The organism is Pseudorhodoferax sp. Leaf267 (assembly GCF_001422405.1).
Taxonomy (GTDB): Bacteria; Pseudomonadota; Gammaproteobacteria; order Burkholderiales; family Burkholderiaceae_C; genus Pseudorhodoferax.
On record NZ_LMMV01000025.1, the window covers coordinates 40,802 to 58,319 of the forward strand.

The window sequence follows — 17,518 nt, forward strand, 5'->3', positions numbered from 1 at the left end:
CAGCCACTGGATCTTCGCCATGACACCCGCCCAAGTCGACGCCTACGTGAGCGCGGCCAGCGCCGCGCTGAACCTGCCGCTGAGCCCCGCGCACCGCCCCGGTGTCGTCCGCTACCTGGCGCTGGCAGCCGAGTTCGCCGCCATCGTCGAAGCCGTGCCGCTGGGCCCGCATGTGGAGTCCGCCGTGCACTTCACGCCCGTGTCGCCGAAGGAGAACGAGGCATGACGGCATCGACCTTCCTGCAGCAGGATGCCTTCGCCATGTCCGCGGCGGTGCGCGGCGGCGCCGTCACGGCCGTGGCGCTCGTGCAGGCCAGCCTGGACCGCATCGCCGACACCGATGGCCGCATCAACGCCTTCACCGACGTGGTGCGTGAGCGCGCGCTGCGCCGTGCCGCCCAGGTCGATGCCTCGCTGGCCTCGGCCAAGGGCGCACGCACGCGCGAGCTGCCGCTGCTGGGCGTGCCGTTCGCGGTCAAGAACCTGTTCGACATCGCGGGCCTGCAGACCTTGGCGGGCTCGAAGATCGAAAAGGGCAGCGAGCCCGCGCGCAGCGACGCCACGCTGGTGCGCCGCCTGGAGAGCGCCGGCGCCGTGCTGGTCGGCGCACTCAACATGGACGAGTACGCCTACGGCTTCACAACCGAGAACAGCCATGTCGGCGCCGTGCACAACCCGCACGATCTCACGCGCGTGGCGGGCGGTTCGTCCGGCGGCTCGGGCGCGGCCGTGGCGGCCGGCCAAGTGCCTCTGACGCTGGGCTCGGACACCAATGGCTCCATCCGCGTGCCGGCCTCGCTGTGCGGCGTCTTTGGCCTCAAGCCCACCTTCGGCCGCCTGCCGCGCACGGGCAGCTTCCCGTTCATCAGCAGCCTGGACCACCTGGGCCCCTTCGCACGCTCGGCGCGCGACCTCGCGCTGGCCTACGACGCGATGCAAGGCCCCGAGGGCCACGGCCCGCACGATCCCGGCTGCGCACAACGCGCCATCGAGCCCACCGCGCTGCAACTGCGGCACGGCGTCACGGGCCTGCGCATCGGCGTGCTGGGCGGTTACTTCCGCGAACGCGCGCTGCCCGAGGCCGCGAGCGCCGTGGACCGCGTGGCCGAGGCACTGGGCGCCACCAAGACCGTCGAGCTGCCCCTGGTCGAAGCCGGCCGCGCCGCCGCGTTCCTGGTCACCAACGCCGAGGGCGCGGCCCTGCACCTGCCCAACCTGCGCCAGCGCGCGGGCGACTTCGAGCCGCTGTCGCGCGACCGCTTCCTGGCCGGCGCGCTGCTGCCTGCCGCCTGGGTCGCGCGCGCCCAGCGCGTGCGCCAGCACTATGCCCAGCAGGTCGCCAAACTCTTCGAACGCTTCGACGTGCTGCTGGCCCCGGCCACGCCCTGCGCGGCCACGCCCATCGGCGCGGAGTGGTTCGAACTGCAAGGCCAGCGCCTGCCCGTGCGCCCCAACATGGGCGTGCTGACGCAGCCGATCTCGTGCATCGGCCTGCCCGTGTGCGCCGTGCCGGTGTGGGGCGCGCATGCGCAATTGCCCATCGGCGTGCAGGTCATCGCGGCGCCCTGGCGCGAGGACCTCACGCTGCGCGTGGCGGCAGCGCTGGAAAGCGCCGGCGTGGTGCATGCGCCCGTGGCCAAGCTGGACTGAGCTGCCCTCAGGGCGGGGCCAGAGCGTCTGTCCAACCGCGCAGAGGCAGGGCGTCCTCGGCCCGCCCACCCAAGCATCCCGTCCCCACAGCGCCCAAAAACCTGGGCATGGAATTTGCACATCCACTTGTATCCAAGTGGAAATCCATCATCCCTGCACCGTTTTGAATCACACCTGACCGGAGAACCCGCCATGCCCTTGCACCATCCCAATCGCCGCGACTCGCTCAAGTCCCTGGCCGCGCTCGGCGCGGTCGGCACGCTCGGGGGCCTGCACGGCCTCGCGGCAGCGCAGGCGCCGATAACCATCGGGGTGATCTACGTCGGCCCGCGCGACGACTACGGCTACAACCAGGCCCACGCCCAGGCCGCGGCCGAGGTCAAGAAGATGCCGGGCATCAAGGTCGTCGAGGAAGAGAACGTGCCCGAGACGGCCGCCGTGCAAAAGAGCATGACCGGCATGATTGCGCAGGACGGCGCCAAGCTGCTGTTCCCCACCTCCTTCGGCTACTACGACCCGCATCTGCTGGCGCTGGCCGCCAAGTACCCCGACGTGCGCTTCTCGCACTGCGGCGGCATGTGGACCGAGGGCAAGCACCCCAAGAACGCGGGCAGCTTCTTCGGCTACATCGACGAGGCCCAGTTCCTGAACGGCGTGGTCGCCGGCCACCTGAGCAAGAGCGGCAAGATCGCCTTCGTCGCGGCCAAGCCCATCCCGCAGGTGCTGCGCAACATCAACGCGTTCACGCTGGGCGCGCGCTCGGTCAAGCCCGGCATCACCTGCAGCGTGATCTTCACGGGCGACTGGTCCATGGCCGTCAAGGAAGCCGAGGCCACCAACAGCCTGGCCGACCAGGGTTGCGACGTGTTCACCATGCACGTGGACGGCCCCAAGGTGGTGGTGGAGACCGCCGCCAAGCGCGGCAAGATGGTCTGCGGCTACCACGCCAGCCAGGCCAAACTCGCGCCGCAGGCCTACCTGACAGGCGCCGAGTGGAACTGGATCACCGCGTACAAGACCATCATCGACGCAGCGCGCACCGGCAAGCCGCACCCGAACTTTTTGCGCGGCGGCCTGAAGGAAGGCTTCGTGAAGATGTCCGCCTACGGCCCGGCCGTGACCGATGCGGCCAAGAAGCAGGCCGACGACACGAAGGCCAAGATGCTCGCCGGCCAGTTCGACATCTTCAAGGGCCCGCTCAAGGACAACAAGGGCAAGGAAGTCCTCGGCGCCGGCCAGGTGCAGAAGCAGACGGATCTGGCGTTGGAGAACATGAACTACCTGGTCGAAGGCGTGAACGGGTCCTTCTGACCTACCAGGCTCTGGCATGAACACCCTCGCCAAGGACATCGGCCTGCCGGTCTTCGCGATCGCCGCGGCCCTGCTGCTGTTCGGCATCTTCGTCGCGTTCGCCGGCGTCGACCCGATCGAGGTCTGGACGCTGCTGTTCAAGGGCGCGTTCGGCGACTGGTTCAGCTGGCAGAACACGCTGCAGCGCGCCGCGCCGCTGATGCTCACGGCCCTGTGCGTGGCCATCCCCGCGCGCGCCGGCCTGGTCATCATCGGCGGCGAAGGCGCGCTGGTGCTGGGCGGCCTGGGCTGCGCGGCCCTGCCCTACCTGATGCCGCTGCCCACCAACGTGCTGGGCACGGTGCTGGTCTGCGCGGCGGGTGCGCTGTGCGGCGCGCTGTGGATCGCGCTGGCCGGCTGGCTGCGCCAGGTGCGCGGCATCAACGAGACCATCAGCAGCCTGCTGCTGGCCTACGTGGCCATCGGCCTGTTCAAGCATTTCGTGGAGGGCGCGTTGCGCGACCCTGCGAGCCTGAACAAGCCCTCCACGCTGGCGCTGGACGAAAGCTTGCGCATCGGCGGCATGTTCGGCTCCGACGTGCACTGGGGCCTGGCCATCGGGGTGGCAGCCTGCCTGGCGTTCTGGATCTGGCTGCGCAGCACGGCCTCGGGCTTCTCGGTGCGCGTGGTCGGCGGCAACCCGCGCACCGCGCAGCTCATGGGCCTGCCGGCCTCCCGGCTGATCCTGCTGGCCTGCGCGCTGGGCGGGGCCTGCGCCGGCCTGGCGGGCGCGGTGGAGGTCGCGGCCGTGCACACCAATGCCAATGCCTCGCTGATCGCGGGCTACGGCTACGCCGGCATCCTGGTGGCCTTCATGGCACGGCACAACCCCATCGCCATCATCCCGGTGGCCATCCTGTTCGGCGGCTTCGGCGCGGCCGGCAGTTTGCTGCAGCGGCGCGTGGGCCTGCCCGACGCCTCGGTGCTGGTGCTGCAGGGCATCGCTTTCGTGCTGATCCTGGCCAGCGAGGCGCTGCGCGGCGTGGCCGGCCAGGCCGTGCTGGCCAAGCTGTTCGCGCGGCCGTATGAAGAACTCGAACACCGGCCCGCGTTGAAGGGAGCGACTGCATGAGCGACGCGCCGGGCCGCCCCAAGCAAGCTCGCACCGCAGTGCGCAGCACGGAGGTATCCACATGACCGAAGACCAATGGGTCGCCCTGGTGGCCGCCATCGTCGGCGGCGCGCTGCGCGTGGGCGTGCCCTTTCTGTTCGTCAGCCTGGGCGAATGCCTGACCGAGAAATCCGGCCGCATCAATCTGGGGTTGGAGGGCGTGCTCGTGCTGTCGGCCATGGCGGCGTTCGGCGGCGCGTACTGGAGCGGCTCGCCCTGGGTCGGCGTGTTGATCGGCGCGCTGACCGGTGCCGCGCTGGCCACGCTGCACGGCCTGCTGTGCTCGCTGCCCGGCGTGAACGACGTGGCCACCGGCATCGCGCTGATGCTGCTGGGCACGGGCCTGGCGTTCTACCTCGGCAAGCCGCTGATCCAGCCGCAGGCCCCGCAGCTGCCGGCGATCGCGCTGGGCGGCTGGAGCGATTCGCCCGTGGTGCAGGCCGCGCTGCAGGTCAACGCGCTGCTGCCCATCGGCATCGTGCTGGCGCTGCTGCTGGGCTGGGCCTTCGGCCGCACGCGCGCCGGCCTGCTGGTGCGGCTGGCGGGCGACTCGGCCAACGCCACGCGCGCGCTGGGCTATTCGGTCAACGGCATCCGCATCGCGTCCACCGCGGCCGGCGGCGCCATCGCCGGGCTGGGCGGCGCCTCGCTCACGCTGTTCTACCCGGGCAGCTGGAACGAGGGCATCTCCAGCGGCCAGGGCCTGATCGCCGTGGCGCTCGTGATCTTCGCGCGCTGGAGCCCCATCCGCTGCGTGGGCGCGGCGCTGCTGTTTGGCGGCGCCGGGGCCATCGCGCCAGCCATGCAGTCCATCGGCATCAGCTACGGCTACCACCTGTTCAACACCGTGCCCTATGTGCTGACGCTGCTGATTCTCGTGATCACCTGCAAGCCCGGCAGCGTGGCCACGGGCAGCCCCGGCGAGCTGTCGTCGGCACGATAAAAAGGAGCGCAAAGATGAGTGGTCTCGGTGGTTTGAACAAGTCCAAGGCCGGCGTGGTGCTGGGCCTGGTGCAGCTGCAGCTGCCGGTGGTCGTGACGCCCGCGGATCTCGCGGCGCAGACGCGGCGCATCTGCGAACTGGTGGGCAAGGCGCGCCGGAACATGGCGACCATGGACCTGGTGGTGTTCCCCGAATACGCGTTGCACGGCCTGTCGATGGACACCAACCCCGAGATCCTGTGCACGCTGGACGGGCCGGAAGTGGCGGCCTTCAAGGCGGCCTGTGTGGAACACCGCATCTGGGGGTGCTTTTCCATCATGGAGGCCAACCCCGGCGGCAACCCCTACAACAGCGGCCTCATCATCGACGACCTGGGGGCCATCCAGCTCTACTACCGCAAGCTGCACCCCTGGGTGCCCGTGGAGCCCTGGGAGCCGGGCAACCTGGGCGTGCCGGTCTGCGAGGGGCCGAACGGGGTGAAGCTGTCGCTCATCATCTGCCACGACGGCATGTTCCCCGAGATGGCGCGCGAGGCCGCATACAAGGGCGCGGAGGTGATCCTGCGCACTGCCGGCTACACCGCGCCCATCCGCCACGCCTGGCGCATCACCAACCAGAGCAACGCCTTCCAGAACCTGGCCTACACGGCCAGCGTGTGCATGTGCGGCAGCGACGGCAGCTTCGACTCGATGGGCGAAGGCATGTTCTGCAGCTTCGACGGCACGGTGATGGTGCAGGGCGGAGGCCGCCCCGACGAGATCGTCACCGCCGAGTTGCGGCCCGACCTCGTGCGCGAGGCGCGCGCCGGCTGGGGTGTGGAGAACAACCCCTACCAGCTCTGGCACCGCGGCTACGTGGCGGTGCAGGGTGGCGCGCAGGACTGCCCGTACACCTTCATGCAGGACATGGTGGCGGGGCGCTACCGGCTGCCGTGGGCCGACACGGTGCAGGTGACCGACGGCACCTCCTGCGGCTTCGCCCCGCCCACGCGCCCCTACGCTGGCGCCGAGCCCGATCCCCTGCCCGTGAGAAAGGTGGCCTGACCATGACCGCACGCCATGTGAACGCCAAGCCCTACGCCTGGCCGTACGACGGCAGCCTGCGCCCGGACAACACCGCGCTGGTCGTGATCGACATGCAGACCGACTTCTGCGGCAAAGGCGGCTACGTGGACGTGATGGGCTACGACCTGTCGCTCACGCAGGCGCCCATCGCGCCGATCAAGCGGCTGTTCGAGGCGATGCGCCCGCTGGGCTACACCATCATCCACACGCGCGAGGGCCACCGGCCCGACCTGTCGGACCTGCCGGCCAACAAGCGCTGGCGCTCGCGGCAGATCGGCCAGGGCGGGCTGGGCATCGGCGACGCCGGCCCCTGCGGCCGCATCCTGGTGCGCGGCGAGCCGGGCTGGGAGATCATTCCCGAACTCGCACCGCGGCCCGGCGAGATCGTCATCGACAAGCCCGGCAAGGGCTCGTTCTACGCGACCGACCTGGAGATGGTGCTGCGCACGCGCGGCATCGCCAACCTGATCCTCGCCGGCATCACCACCGACGTGTGCGTGCACACCACCATGCGCGACGCGAACGACCGCGGCTTCGAATGCCTGCTGCTGTCGGACTGCACGGCCGCCACCGACCCGGCCAACCACCAGGCCGCGCTGAACATGGTGACCATGCAGGGCGGCGTGTTCGGCGCGCATGCGACGTCCTCGGCCCTGATCGAGGCATTGGCATGATCGCCCCCATCAAATCCGCAGCGCCGGCCGAAGGCGCGCTCGCCCTCGAAACCTACAACCTGACCAAGCGCTTCGGCGCCTTCACGGCCATGGACCACGTGAACATGCGCGTGGACGCCGGCACCGTGCACGCGCTGCTGGGCGAGAACGGCGCGGGCAAGAGCACGCTGGTCAAGTGCGTGGCCGGCTTCCAGCGCGCCGAGGAGGGGGCCATCCTCATCGACGGCCGCGAGCGCGACATCGCCAACCCCATCGTGGCGCGCGCACTCGGCATCGGGATGGTCTACCAGCATTTCACGCTGGCGCCCGGCATGACCGTGGCCGAAAACCTGCTGCTGGCCGGCGGCGACACGCCCGCCGTGATCGACTGGAAGGCCAAGCGCGCCGAGCTCGAAGCCTTTCTCGCCACCACGCCATTCCGGCTCGACCTGGATGCCCGTCCCGCCGAGCTGGCGGCCGGCGAGAAGCAGAAGCTCGAACTGCTCAAGCAGCTCTACCTGAAGCCGCGCCTGTTGATCCTGGACGAGCCCACCTCGGTGCTGACGCCCCAGGAGGCCGACGAGGTGCTGGGCCATGTGCGCGCCTTCGCGCAGAGCGGCCAGTGCACCGTGCTCATCATCACGCACAAGTTCCGCGAGGTCATGGCCTACACCGACGCCGTGACCGTGCTGCGCCGGGGCAGGGCCGTGCACCACTGCCGCGTGGCCGACACCGACCCGGCGCGCCTCGCCGCCGCCATGATGGGCGAGGCCGCGACGCCGGCCGAGGTGCTCCACGCGGAGTCGGACCACGGCGCTGCCGCGGCGCGCGCGCCCGTGCCAGCCGGTGCGCAAGAGGCGCTGCAGGTGCAGGGCCTGAGTGCCATGGGCGACCGCGGCACGCTGGCCGTGCACGACGTGGCCTTGACCGTCAGGAGCGGCGAGATCCTGGGCGTGGCCGGCGTCTCGGGCAACGGCCAGCGCGAGCTGGTGGAGGCGCTCGTCGGCCAGCGCCCGCGCCATGCCGGCAGCGTGCGCGTGATGGGCGAGCCCTACGGTGCGCGCCGCGCCGAGAACGGCCGGCTGAAGGTGCGCAGCCTGCCCGAGGAGCCGCTGCGCAATGCCTGCGTGGGCGACCTGTCGGTGGCCGAGAACATGGCGCTGCGCGACTACGACCAACCGCCTCTGTCGGCCGGCGGCTGGCTGCGCTTCGGCCAGTGGAAGCGCCGCGCGCGCGCGTGGATCAAGGAGTACGGCGTGAAGACGCAGGGCGAGGGCGCGCCGATCAAGAGCCTGTCGGGTGGCAACGTGCAGCGCGCCGTGCTGGCGCGCGAGCTGGCTGGCGACATCAACGTGCTGATCGCGGCCAACCCCGTGTTCGGCCTGGACTTCGCGGCCGTCAAGGAGATCCATGGCCGCATCGTGCAGGTGGCAGGCAAGGGCGGCGCGGTGCTGCTGGTCAGCGAAGACCTGGACGAGCTGCTGGAGCTGTCCGACCGCATCGTGGTCATGAGCGAAGGCCGCATCGTCTACGAAACCCCGGCCTCCACCGCCGAGCGGCACGTTCTAGGTGCCCACATGGGCGGCGGGCATTAGGAGCAACAAGATGAACAGTGGCGAAGTGCGCGACGCGCGCACCCTCGTGGTCGAGGCCCAGCCCTTCGACTTTCCGTTCGAGGTGGCCAGCACCGCGCTGGTCATCATCGACATGCAGCGCGACTTTATCGAGCCCGGCGGCTTCGGCGCCAGCCTGGGCAACGACGTGAGCCTGCTCGCGGCCATCGTGCCGGCCTGCCGCACCGTGCTGCAGGCCTGGCGCGCCCAGGGCGGCCTGGTGCTGCACACGCGCGAGGCGCACCGGCCCGACCTGCGCGACTGCCCGCCGGCCAAGCGCCTGCGCGGCAACCCCAGCCTGCGCATCGGCGATGCCGGCCCCATGGGCCGCGTGCTGGTCAGCGGCGAGCCCGGCGTGCAGATCATCCCGGCGCTGGCGCCGCTGCCCGGCGAGATCGTGGTCGACAAGCCCGGCAAGGGCATGTTCCACGCGACGCCGGTCGACCTGCTGCTGCAGCAGGCCGGCATCCGTACGCTGCTGTTCATGGGCGTGACGACCGAGGTCTGCGTGCAGACCAGCATGCGCGAGGCCAACGACCGCGGCTACGAATGCCTGGTGCTGGAAGACTGCACCGAGAGCTACTTCCCGGCGTTCAAGGCCGCTGCGCTGGCGATGATCCGCGCGCAGGGCGGCATCGTGGGCTGGACGGCCGGGAGCGCCGAGCTGCTGGCGGCGCTGCATTCGGGGTAAGGTCGGGCTCCCCGCCGTTTTTCCGATCCCCGAGCGTCCCGTGCCCTCCACCGTCACCAAGAAGCCACTGGCCACGCCGGCCCCCGCCTTCCGCTCCCGCGCCGACGAGGTCTACGAACAGCTCAAGCGCGATGTGGCCGACTTCCAGCTCGTGCCGGGCGACCGCTTCACCGAGAACGAGATCAGCGAGCGCCTGGGCGTCTCGCGCACGCCCGTGCGCCAGGCGCTGTTCCGCTTGCAGCAGGAGGGCTTCGTCGAGGTGCTGTTCCGCAGCGGCTGGCGCGTGCTGCCGTTCGACTTCGACCAGTTCGAGCAGCTCTACGACCTGCGCATGGTGTTGGAGACCACGGCCATCCACCGCCTGTGCGAAGACGCGGTGCGCGTGGACCACGCATTGCTCGATGCATTGGCTGCGATCTGGCTCGTGCCAGCCGCCGCGCGCAGCAGCGACATGGGCCAGATCGCGCAATGGGACGAAGAGTTCCACTGTCAGATCGTCGCGGCTGCCGGCAACCGCGAGATGGCACGCGTGCACCGCGAGGTGACCGACCGCATCCGCATCATCCGCCGGCTCGATTTCACGCAGCAGCCGCGCATCGACGCGACCTACGACGAGCACGCCAAGATCCTCAAGGCCGTGCAGCGCAAGCGCGGCGACCAGGCCGCCATGCTGCTGCGCGCCCACATCGAGACCAGCCAGAGCGAGGTGCGCAAGATCACGCTGCACCAGGTGCACCTGGCGCGCCAGGCGGGGTACAGCGGCCCGCGCTGAGGCGCGGCGCGCTCAGCGCCCGTGGCCCGCGTGGCGCCCGCGGCCCTCGCCCTTGGCCTGGTACAGCAGCGCATCGGCGCGCGCCAGCAGCTCCTGCCAGCCGGGCAGGGGGTGCGCCCCGTAGGCCGTGCCCACGCTGGCACCGATCTGCAACTGCAGCGCGCCAAATGCAAACGGTGCGTGCGCCGCCTGCAGGATCTTGTCGGCCACGGCGGCGATCGGCGCCGCATCGCGCACGCCGGCCAGCACCACCGCGAACTCGTCGCCGCCCAGCCGCGCGACGGCGTCGGTGGGCCGCACCAGGGCCCGCAGCCGTTCGCCGAACTGGCGCAGCACGGCGTCGCCGGCCGGGTGGCCGTGCTGGTCGTTCACGGGCTTGAAGCGGTCCAGATCGATGCACAGCATGGCCAGGCCTTCACCGGTCGGGTGCTGCAGCTGCCGGTCCAGCCAGGCCTCGAAGCCGGCCCGGTTCAACAGGCCCGTCAGCGCGTCGCGCTGGCTCAGGTCCAGCAGCCGCAGTTCCTCGTTGCGGTGCTCGGTGATGTCCTGGCCCACGGCGACGAAGCCGTCCGGCGTGCCGTTGTCCAGGCGCAGCGGGATGTAGCTCACGGCCAGGTGGACGTCGCCGCGCGTGGGAAAGCCGATCTTGTAGTCGACGGCTTCGCCGGCCATGGCGCGGGCCAGCCAGGGGCGGGCCGGGTTGTACTCGTCGTGGCCCAGCACCTCGTCCAGGGTCCGGCCAAGCACCTCGGCGCGCGCGCGGCCGTGCCAGCGTTCGAACGCACCGTTGACGAAGCGGTAGCGGCCGTCGGCGCCGACCACGGCCACCATGGCCGGGATGGCCTCGGCCACCGACTGCAGCGTGGCCGTCTGGCGCAGCAGGGCGCGGTCGGTCTCGGCGCGCTCGGTGATGTCGATCGCGGTGATGAAGATGCCGCGCACCGTGCCGTCGTCGGCGACGTCCGGAATCATCTGGCTGTCCAGCCGGCGCAGCTGGCCGTCGATCTCTTCCTCGAACTCGAAGCGTTGGGCCTGGCCGGCCAGTGCGGCGTCGGTGCGGGCGCGCACGTCCGGGTCGGTCTCGCGCTGCAGCAGTTCGCTGCGGCTGTGGCCCAGCACCTGGTCGCGCGGCAGATGGAAGCGATCGGCCTGGGCGCGGTTGGCGAAGCGGTAGCGGTAGGTGCGGTCCATGTACGAGATGCGCACGGGCAGACTGTCGGTGATCAGCCGCAGGAAGCGTTCGCTGGCGGCCAGTGCGAGCTCGGCCTGCTTGCGCGCGGTCACGTCGCGCCCGACCGAGTGCAGCACGGCGCGGCCCTGCGCGTCGTGGCGGCGCGTGTTGGCCCAGGCGATCCAGCGCTCCTGGCCGTCGGGCTCGACCATGCGGTTCTCGCCGGTCTGGGTGTTGCCGGTGCGCAGCACCTGCGTGAGCCGCGCGCGCACGCTGTCCCGGTCGGCCGCTGCGATGTAGTCGTACAGGTTGGCGCCCACGAGGTCCTGCGGTGCGTGGCCCAGGTGGCGCGCATAGGCCGGGTTCACGTAGAGCAGTTCGCCCTGTTCGCTGGACAGCGAGACCAGCTCGGACTGCCCCTCCACGAGCGCGCGGTGCTGCGCCTCGCTGTCGGACAGCGCCAGCTCGTGCGCGCTGCGCACCGACAGCGCGCGTTCGATCAGGTCGCGCCGCATGACCAGGGCCTGCGTCACCAGCTCGGCCAACTGGCCGAGCTGGCGCGTCTGCTCCGCCGTGAGCTGACGCGGCGCGTGGTCGAGCACGCACAGCGTGCCCACGCGCTCGCCGCTTGGCAGGCTCAGCGGTGCGCCGGCGTAAAAGCGGATGTCGGGCGCCTGCGTGACCAGCGGATTGGCCGCGAAGCGTGCGTCGCAGGTGGCGTCGGGCACCTCCATGACCTGGTCCTGCAAGATGGCATGGGCGCAGAACGCGATGTCGCGCGGCGTCTCGCGCACGCCCGCGAGGCCGGCCTGGGCCTTGAACCACTGCCGCTCGTCGTCGACCAGGCTCACCAGCGCGATGGGCACGCCGCAGATCTCGGAGGCCATGCGGGCCAGCGAATCGAACAGGGGCTCGGGCGCGCTGTCCAGCACCATCAGTTCGCGCAGCCGCGACAGGCGCGCCTGCTCGTTCACGGGCATCGGGGCTGGGGCGTTCATGCTCTCCTTTCTGCGCGGCCGCGCCGCACCGGCGTCACAGGTTGATGTCGTAATCGATCGTCAACGGCGCGTGGTCGGAAAAGCGCTGGTCCTTGAAGACCGCGGCCGTGCGCGCGTGCGCGGCCAACGGCGGCGTGGCCAGGTGGTAGTCCAGCCGCCAGCCCACGTTGTTGGCCCAGGCCTGGCCGCGGTTGCTCCACCAGGTGTAGCACTCGCTGGTCGTCTCCGGATGCAGGCTGCGGTAGACGTCGACCAGGCCGGTCTCGGCCAGCAGCTTGCCCATCCAGGCGCGCTCCGCGGGCAGGAAGCCGCTGTTCTTCTGGTTGCTGCGCCAGTTCTTCAGGTCGATCTGCTGGTGCGCGATGTTGATGTCACCGCACAGGATGAACTCGCGCTCGCGCTTAAGCGCCACGAGGTAGGGGTCGAACAGGTCCAGGAAGCGGAACTTGGCGGCCTGGCGGATCTCGCCCGAGGAGCCGCTGGGGAAGTAGCAGCTGATCAGCGAGAACTTGCGGGCCGGGGTGTCGAATCGCAGCTCGATGTAGCGGCCCTCGGCGTCGAACTCGGGCGCGCCGAAGCCGATCCGCACGTCGCTCGGGGCATGCCGGCTGTAGATCCCCACGCCCGAGTAACCCTTCTTCTCGGCGAAATGAAAGTAGCCTTGCATGTCAGCCAACTGCTCGAAACGCCCCTGGACGTCGGGCAGCTGGGCCTTGATTTCCTGTACACAAATACAATCCGGCCCCGTTGCCGAGATCCAGGCTTCGACGCCCTTGCTGGTGGCCGAACGGATGCCGTTGAGATTCAGGCTGGTCAACTTGAACAAGGAAGCTCCCATGGTGGAACACAGGGCCGGCGCGGCGCGCGGCGGCCAGAACGATGGCTTGGCCCAGGACTTCGTGCGTTTCGCGGTCGAGGCCGGCGTGCTGCGCTTCGGGGAGTTCAAGACCAAGGCGGGCCGCATGAGCCCTTACTTCTTCAACGCAGGCCTGTTCGACGATGGCGTCAAGCTGGCCCGGCTCGCGGAATTCTATGCGTCGGCCCTGGAGGCCAGCCCTCTCGAATTCGACATGGTGTTCGGCCCTGCCTACAAGGGCATCCCGCTGGCGGCGGCCCTGGCCGTGGCCTTCGCGCGCCGTGGTCGCAACCTGCCGTTCGCCTACAACCGCAAGGAGGCCAAGGCCCATGGCGAGGGCGGCAGCCTGGTCGGCGCGCCGCTCCAGGGCCGCGTGCTCGTGGTGGACGACGTGATGTCGGCCGGCACCGCCGTGCGGGAATCGATCGCCATGATCCGCGCCGCTGGTGCCACGCCGCATGCCGTCGTCATCGCGCTGGACCGCCAGGAGATGGCGACCGAGGACGGCCAGGACGTGCCGCACAGCGCCGTGCAGTACGTGCAGCGGCAATTGGGCATGGGCGTGTGCGCGATCGCCAAGCTCGAAGACCTGCTGCAGTACCTGGCGGCCGATGGCACGGGCGGCCTGGCCGAGCACCATGGCCGCGTGCTGGCGTACCGGGAACGCTACGGCGTGGTCGAGGAACGCGCACCGTGAAGCGCGCCGCCCGCGCATGGGCCTGCGCCCTGTGCCTGGGCGCTGCCGGCCATGTGCTGGCCCAGCCAGGCATCTACACCTGCGTCGACGGGCGCGGCAACCGCATCACGTCGGACCGCCCCATCACCGAATGCATGGACCGCACGCAGAAGGAGCTCAACCCCAGCGGCACCGTGCGGCGCAATGTCGGCCCCTCGCTGACCGCGGCCGAGCGCGCCCAGGAAGAGGCCCGCGCGCAGAAGGCCGCCGAGGAACAGGCGCGCAGCAACGAGGAGCGGCGCCGCAGCCGCGCCATGTTGATGCGCTACCAGAACCAGGACGCCCACGACCGCGAGCGTGCGGCGGCGCTGGCCAACATCGATGCCGTGCTCGCGGTGGCCGACAAGCGGCTGGCCGAGCTGGCCAAGGAGCGCGTCGGCATCGCCAACGAGATGGAGTTCTACCAGGCCGCGCCCGACAAGGCGCCTGCCAAGCTCAAGCGCCAGGCCGAGGAGAACACCGCGAACGCCACGGCGCAGCAGCGCTTCATCGCCGAGCAGCAGGCCGAGCGCGCACGCGTCAATGCGCGCTTCGACGAAGAGCTCGCACAGCTGCGCGTGCTGTGGGCCGAGCGCGCCATGCCCGGCCGGCCACGCTGAGCCGGCTCAGCCTTCGAGCTTCTTGCGCAGCAGCGCGTTGACCTGGCCCGGGTTGGCCTTGCCCTTGCTGGCCTTCATGGCCTGGCCCACGAGCGCGTTGAAGGCCTTGTCCTTGCCGGCCTTGAACTGCGCGACGTTGTCGGGGTTGGCGGCGATCACGGCATCGAGGATGGCGTCCAGCGCGCCGTCGTCGTTCATCTGCCTGAGGCCCTTGGCCTCGATCACGGCATCGACCTCCGAGCCCTCGCCATTCCACAGCGCCTCGAACACCTGGCGCGCGGCGTTGTTGGAGATGGTGTTGTCGGTAATGCGCCCGATCAGCCGGCCCAGTTGCGCGGCCGTGACGGGCGCCGCATCGATGCCGGTCTCGCCCGCGTTCAGTCGGCGCGACAGCTCGCCCATGATCCAGTTGCTAGCCAGCTTGGCCTGGCCGCTGGCGCGGGCCGCCTCTTCGAAGTAGGCCGCCATGGCCTTGCTCTGCGTGAGCTGGGCCGCGTCGTAGGCGGGCAGGCCGTAGTCGGCCACGAAGCGCTGGGCCATCGCGCGGGGCAACTCGGGCATGGCGCCGCGCACCTGCTCGACCCACTCGGCCGCGATCACCAGAGGCGGCAGGTCGGGGTCGGGGAAGTAGCGGTAGTCGGCCGCGTCTTCCTTGGTGCGCATGGCGCGCGTCTCGCCCGTGTCGGGGTCGAACAGCACCGTGGCCTGCTGGACCGCGCGGCCGTCTTCGATCTCGCCGATCTGCCAGCGCACCTCGTAGTCAATGGCCTGCTGCATGAACTTGAAGCTGTTCAGGTTCTTGATCTCGCGCCGGGTGCCCAGCTTGTCGCCGGGCTTGCGCACCGACACGTTGGCGTCGCAGCGGAAGCTGCCTTCCTGCATGTTGCCGTCGCAGATGCCGATCCAGGTCACGATCTTGTGCAGCTCGCGCGCATAGGCCACGGCCTCGGCGGACGAGCGGATGTCTGGCTCGGTCACGATCTCCAGCAGCGGCGTGCCGGCACGGTTCAGGTCGATGCCGCTCTGGCCGATGAAGTCCTCGTGCAGCGACTTGCCGGCGTCTTCCTCCAGGTGCGCGCGCACCAGGCGCACGGTCTTCTGTTCGTCGCCGAGGTAGAAGCTGACCGTGCCGCCCTGCACCACCGGGATCTCATACTGGCTGATCTGGTAGCCCTTGGGCAGGTCGGGGTAGAAGTAGTTCTTGCGCGCGAAGATGCTGCGCGGCGCGATCGTCGAGCCCAATGCCAGGCCGAGCCGGATCGCGCGTTCGACCGCGCCCTTGTTCATGACCGGCAGCGTGCCCGGCAGCGCCAGGTCGACCGCGCAGGCCTGCGTGTTCGGCTCGGCGCCGAAGGCGGTGGACGCGCGGCTGAAGATCTTGCTGGCGGTGGACAGCTGCGCGTGCGTCTCGAAGCCGATGATGACTTCATAGCCCTGCACCAGCGGGCCAGTGGGGCGGCCGGCTTGCGCGGCCTCGAAGGTGTTGATCGTCTCGCTCATCTCAGAAACCCTGCGGCGCACGGAGGTGGAAATCGGTCGCCTGCTGGAAGCGGTGGGCCGCGTTCAGCAGCTTCGCCTCCTGGAAGTAGTTGCCGATCAGCTGCAGGCCCACGGGCATGCCGCCTTCGCCGAAGCCTGCCGGCAGGCTCATGCCGGGCAGCCCAGCCAGCGAACCGGGCAGCGTGAAGATGTCGGCCAGGTAATTGGCGACCGGGTCGTCGGCCTTGTCGCCGAGCTTCCAGGCCACCGTGGGCGCCACGGGGCCGGCGATCAGGTCGCACTGCGTGAACGCCTGCTGGAAGTCGTCGGCGATCATGCGGCGGATCTTCTGCGCCTGCAGGTAGTAGGCGTCGTAGTAGCCGTGGGAGAGCACGTAGGTGCCGATCATGATGCGGCGCTTGACCTCGTCGCCGAAGCCCTCGGCGCGCGTCTTCTTGTACATGTCCAGCAGGTCGCCGTACTGCGCTGCGCGGTGGCCGAACTTCACGCCGTCGAAGCGGCTCAGGTTGGAGCTGGCCTCGGCCGGCGCGATGATGTAGTAGACCGGGATGGACAGCTCGGTGCGCGGCAGCGAGATCTCGACCAGCCGCGCGCCCAGCGCTTCGTATTGCTTGAGCGCGGCGTCGATGGCGGCGCGCACGTCGGGCGCCAGGCCGTCGCCGAAGAATTCCTTCGGCACGCCGATGCGCAGGCCGTCCAGCGTGTCGTTCAAGTGGCGGCGGTAGTCCTCCGCTGGCAGGTCGATCGACGTGGAGTCGCGGTCCAGGTCGGGGCCGCAGATCGTGGACAGCAGCAGCGCGCAGTCTTCGGCGCTGCGCGCCATGGGGCCGGCCTGGTCCAGGCTGGAGGCGAACGCCACCATGCCGTAGCGCGACGCGCGGCCGTAGGTGGGCTTGATGCCGGTGATGCCGCAGAACGAGGCCGGCTGGCGGATCGAGCCGCCGGTGTCGGTGCCGGTGGCGGCCGGTGCCAGGCGCGCGGCCACGGCGGCTGCGCTGCCGCCCGAGGAGCCGCCCGGGATGCGCGTGGCGTCCCAGGGGTTGCGCACTGCGCCATAGGCCGAGTTCTCGTTGGACGAGCCCATGGCGAACTCGTCGCAGTTGAGCTTGCCCAGCGTGACGGCCCCTGCCTGCGCCAGCCGCGCCACCGTGGTCGCGTCGAACGGCGAGCGGTAGCCGTCCAGCATCTTCGAGCCGGCCGTGGTGGGGAAGTCGCGCGTGACGAAGATGTCCTTGTGCGCGATCGGCACGCCGGCCAGCGGGCCGGCCGTGCCGGCGGCCAGGGCGGCGTCCGCCGCGCGGGCCTGGGCCAGCGTGGCCTCGGCGTCCAGCGCGACGAAGGCACCCAGCGCCTGGTGGGTGTCGATGCGGGCCAGGAAATGCTGGGCCGCCTCGACGGCCGACAGTTCACGGGCCTGCAGCCGGGCGGCCAGGTCGACCACCGATGCGTTGTTCAGGTCGAAGGCCATGGCTTACTCGATCACCTTGGGCACCAGGAACAGGCCGCGCTCGACGGCCGGCGCACTCTTCTGGTTCGCCTCGCGGTCGTCGTGCTCGCTCGCCACGTCCTCGCGCAGGCGCAGCGCCACGTCGGCCAGCACGCCGGTCGGGTGCGCGAGCGGCTCCACGCCGGTCGTGTCCACGGCGCGCATGCGCTCGACGATGTCGAAGAAGCCGTTGATCTGGGTGAGCATGCGTGCGCTCTCGGCGCTCGCCAGTTCCAGCCGCGCCAGGTCGGCGATGCGTGAGATGTCGTTGGAGGTCAGGGCCATGGGAAACAAGCAAGCAACAATGCCGTGGAAACGCATCGCG

17 protein-coding genes are annotated in these 17,518 nt (G+C 70.3%); 12 read left to right on the forward strand and 5 right to left on the reverse strand.

Annotated features, from left to right (window positions below):
• Positions 1-19: 19 nt before the first annotated feature.
• The 10 genes from ASF43_RS25355 to ASF43_RS25400 all read left to right on the forward strand — a co-directional run bounded on the left by ASF43_RS25355 (position 20) and on the right by ASF43_RS25400 (position 9,847).
• Entirely contained in the window at positions 20-226 is a 207-nt protein-coding gene (locus ASF43_RS25355; RefSeq protein ID WP_056187601.1) for a DUF4089 domain-containing protein, read from the forward strand.
• Positions 223-1,650, forward strand: a complete 1,428-nt coding sequence (locus tag ASF43_RS25360) for an AtzE family amidohydrolase (RefSeq protein ID WP_056187604.1) — start codon at positions 223-225, stop codon at positions 1,648-1,650. The genes ASF43_RS25355 and ASF43_RS25360 overlap by 4 nt, the downstream gene beginning before the upstream one ends.
• Before the next feature lie 192 nt (positions 1,651-1,842).
• On the forward strand, positions 1,843-2,961 hold the full coding sequence (locus ASF43_RS25365) for a BMP family ABC transporter substrate-binding protein (protein ID WP_082498170.1): 1,119 nt from the start codon (positions 1,843-1,845) through the stop codon (positions 2,959-2,961).
• Positions 2,962-2,977: 16 nt separating this feature from the next.
• A complete protein-coding gene (locus tag ASF43_RS25370) occupies positions 2,978-4,072 on the forward strand; it encodes an ABC transporter permease (protein ID WP_056187607.1) in 1,095 nt (364 codons plus the stop codon).
• 61 nt (positions 4,073-4,133) lie between these two features.
• Complete coding sequence (locus tag ASF43_RS25375; RefSeq protein WP_056187610.1) at positions 4,134-5,054, forward strand: ABC transporter permease; 921 nt, start codon at positions 4,134-4,136, stop codon at positions 5,052-5,054.
• Between the two features lie 14 nt (positions 5,055-5,068).
• On the forward strand, positions 5,069-6,097 hold the full coding sequence (locus ASF43_RS25380; protein ID WP_056187613.1) for a formamidase: 1,029 nt from the start codon (positions 5,069-5,071) through the stop codon (positions 6,095-6,097).
• Positions 6,098-6,099: 2 nt separating this feature from the next.
• Positions 6,100-6,792, forward strand: coding sequence for a cysteine hydrolase family protein (locus ASF43_RS25385; RefSeq protein ID WP_056187616.1), 693 nt, complete (start codon positions 6,100-6,102; stop codon positions 6,790-6,792).
• Positions 6,789-8,366 carry an ABC transporter ATP-binding protein gene (locus tag ASF43_RS25390; protein ID WP_056187618.1) on the forward strand — a complete coding sequence of 526 codons (1,578 nt, stop codon included), beginning with the start codon at positions 6,789-6,791 and terminating at the stop codon, positions 8,364-8,366. Before ASF43_RS25385 ends, ASF43_RS25390 begins: the two co-directional genes overlap by 4 nt.
• A 10-nt stretch (positions 8,367-8,376) precedes the next feature.
• Positions 8,377-9,075, forward strand: a complete 699-nt coding sequence (locus tag ASF43_RS25395) for a cysteine hydrolase family protein (protein ID WP_056187621.1) — start codon at positions 8,377-8,379, stop codon at positions 9,073-9,075.
• Positions 9,076-9,115: 40 nt separating this feature from the next.
• On the forward strand, positions 9,116-9,847 hold the full coding sequence (locus tag ASF43_RS25400) for a GntR family transcriptional regulator (RefSeq protein ID WP_056187624.1): 732 nt from the start codon (positions 9,116-9,118) through the stop codon (positions 9,845-9,847).
• Between the two features lie 12 nt (positions 9,848-9,859).
• On the opposite strand, the gene ASF43_RS25405 is transcribed toward ASF43_RS25400, so the two are convergent.
• Both ASF43_RS25405 and ASF43_RS25410 read right to left on the reverse strand, forming a co-directional pair.
• Entirely contained in the window at positions 9,860-12,016 is a 2,157-nt protein-coding gene (locus ASF43_RS25405; RefSeq protein ID WP_082498172.1) for a PAS domain-containing protein, read from the reverse strand.
• Positions 12,017-12,050: 34 nt separating this feature from the next.
• Complete coding sequence (locus tag ASF43_RS25410) at positions 12,051-12,854, reverse strand: exodeoxyribonuclease III (RefSeq protein ID WP_200932613.1); 804 nt, start codon at positions 12,852-12,854, stop codon at positions 12,051-12,053.
• Here ASF43_RS25410 and pyrE point away from each other — a divergent pair.
• Positions 12,853-13,569: an orotate phosphoribosyltransferase gene (pyrE, locus tag ASF43_RS25415; RefSeq protein WP_056187632.1), complete on the forward strand. Its 717-nt coding sequence runs from the start codon at positions 12,853-12,855 to the stop codon at positions 13,567-13,569. The genes ASF43_RS25410 and pyrE overlap by 2 nt on opposite strands.
• Positions 13,566-14,207: a DUF4124 domain-containing protein gene (locus tag ASF43_RS25420; protein ID WP_056187636.1), complete on the forward strand. Its 642-nt coding sequence runs from the start codon at positions 13,566-13,568 to the stop codon at positions 14,205-14,207. The genes pyrE and ASF43_RS25420 overlap by 4 nt, the downstream gene beginning before the upstream one ends.
• A gap of 6 nt (positions 14,208-14,213) precedes the next feature.
• Here ASF43_RS25420 and gatB read toward each other — a convergent pair whose 3' ends face one another.
• The 3 genes from gatB to gatC are packed head-to-tail and all read right to left on the reverse strand — an operon-like array spanning position 14,214 to position 17,478.
• Positions 14,214-15,707: an Asp-tRNA(Asn)/Glu-tRNA(Gln) amidotransferase subunit GatB gene (gene gatB, locus ASF43_RS25425; RefSeq protein ID WP_056187638.1), complete on the reverse strand. Its 1,494-nt coding sequence runs from the start codon at positions 15,705-15,707 to the stop codon at positions 14,214-14,216.
• A gap of 1 nt (position 15,708) precedes the next feature.
• Positions 15,709-17,175, reverse strand: a complete 1,467-nt coding sequence (gatA, locus tag ASF43_RS25430) for an Asp-tRNA(Asn)/Glu-tRNA(Gln) amidotransferase subunit GatA (RefSeq protein ID WP_056187641.1) — start codon at positions 17,173-17,175, stop codon at positions 15,709-15,711.
• 3 nt (positions 17,176-17,178) lie between these two features.
• Positions 17,179-17,478: an Asp-tRNA(Asn)/Glu-tRNA(Gln) amidotransferase subunit GatC gene (gene gatC / locus ASF43_RS25435; protein WP_056188537.1), complete on the reverse strand. Its 300-nt coding sequence runs from the start codon at positions 17,476-17,478 to the stop codon at positions 17,179-17,181.
• Between the last annotated feature and the right edge of the window lie 40 nt (positions 17,479-17,518).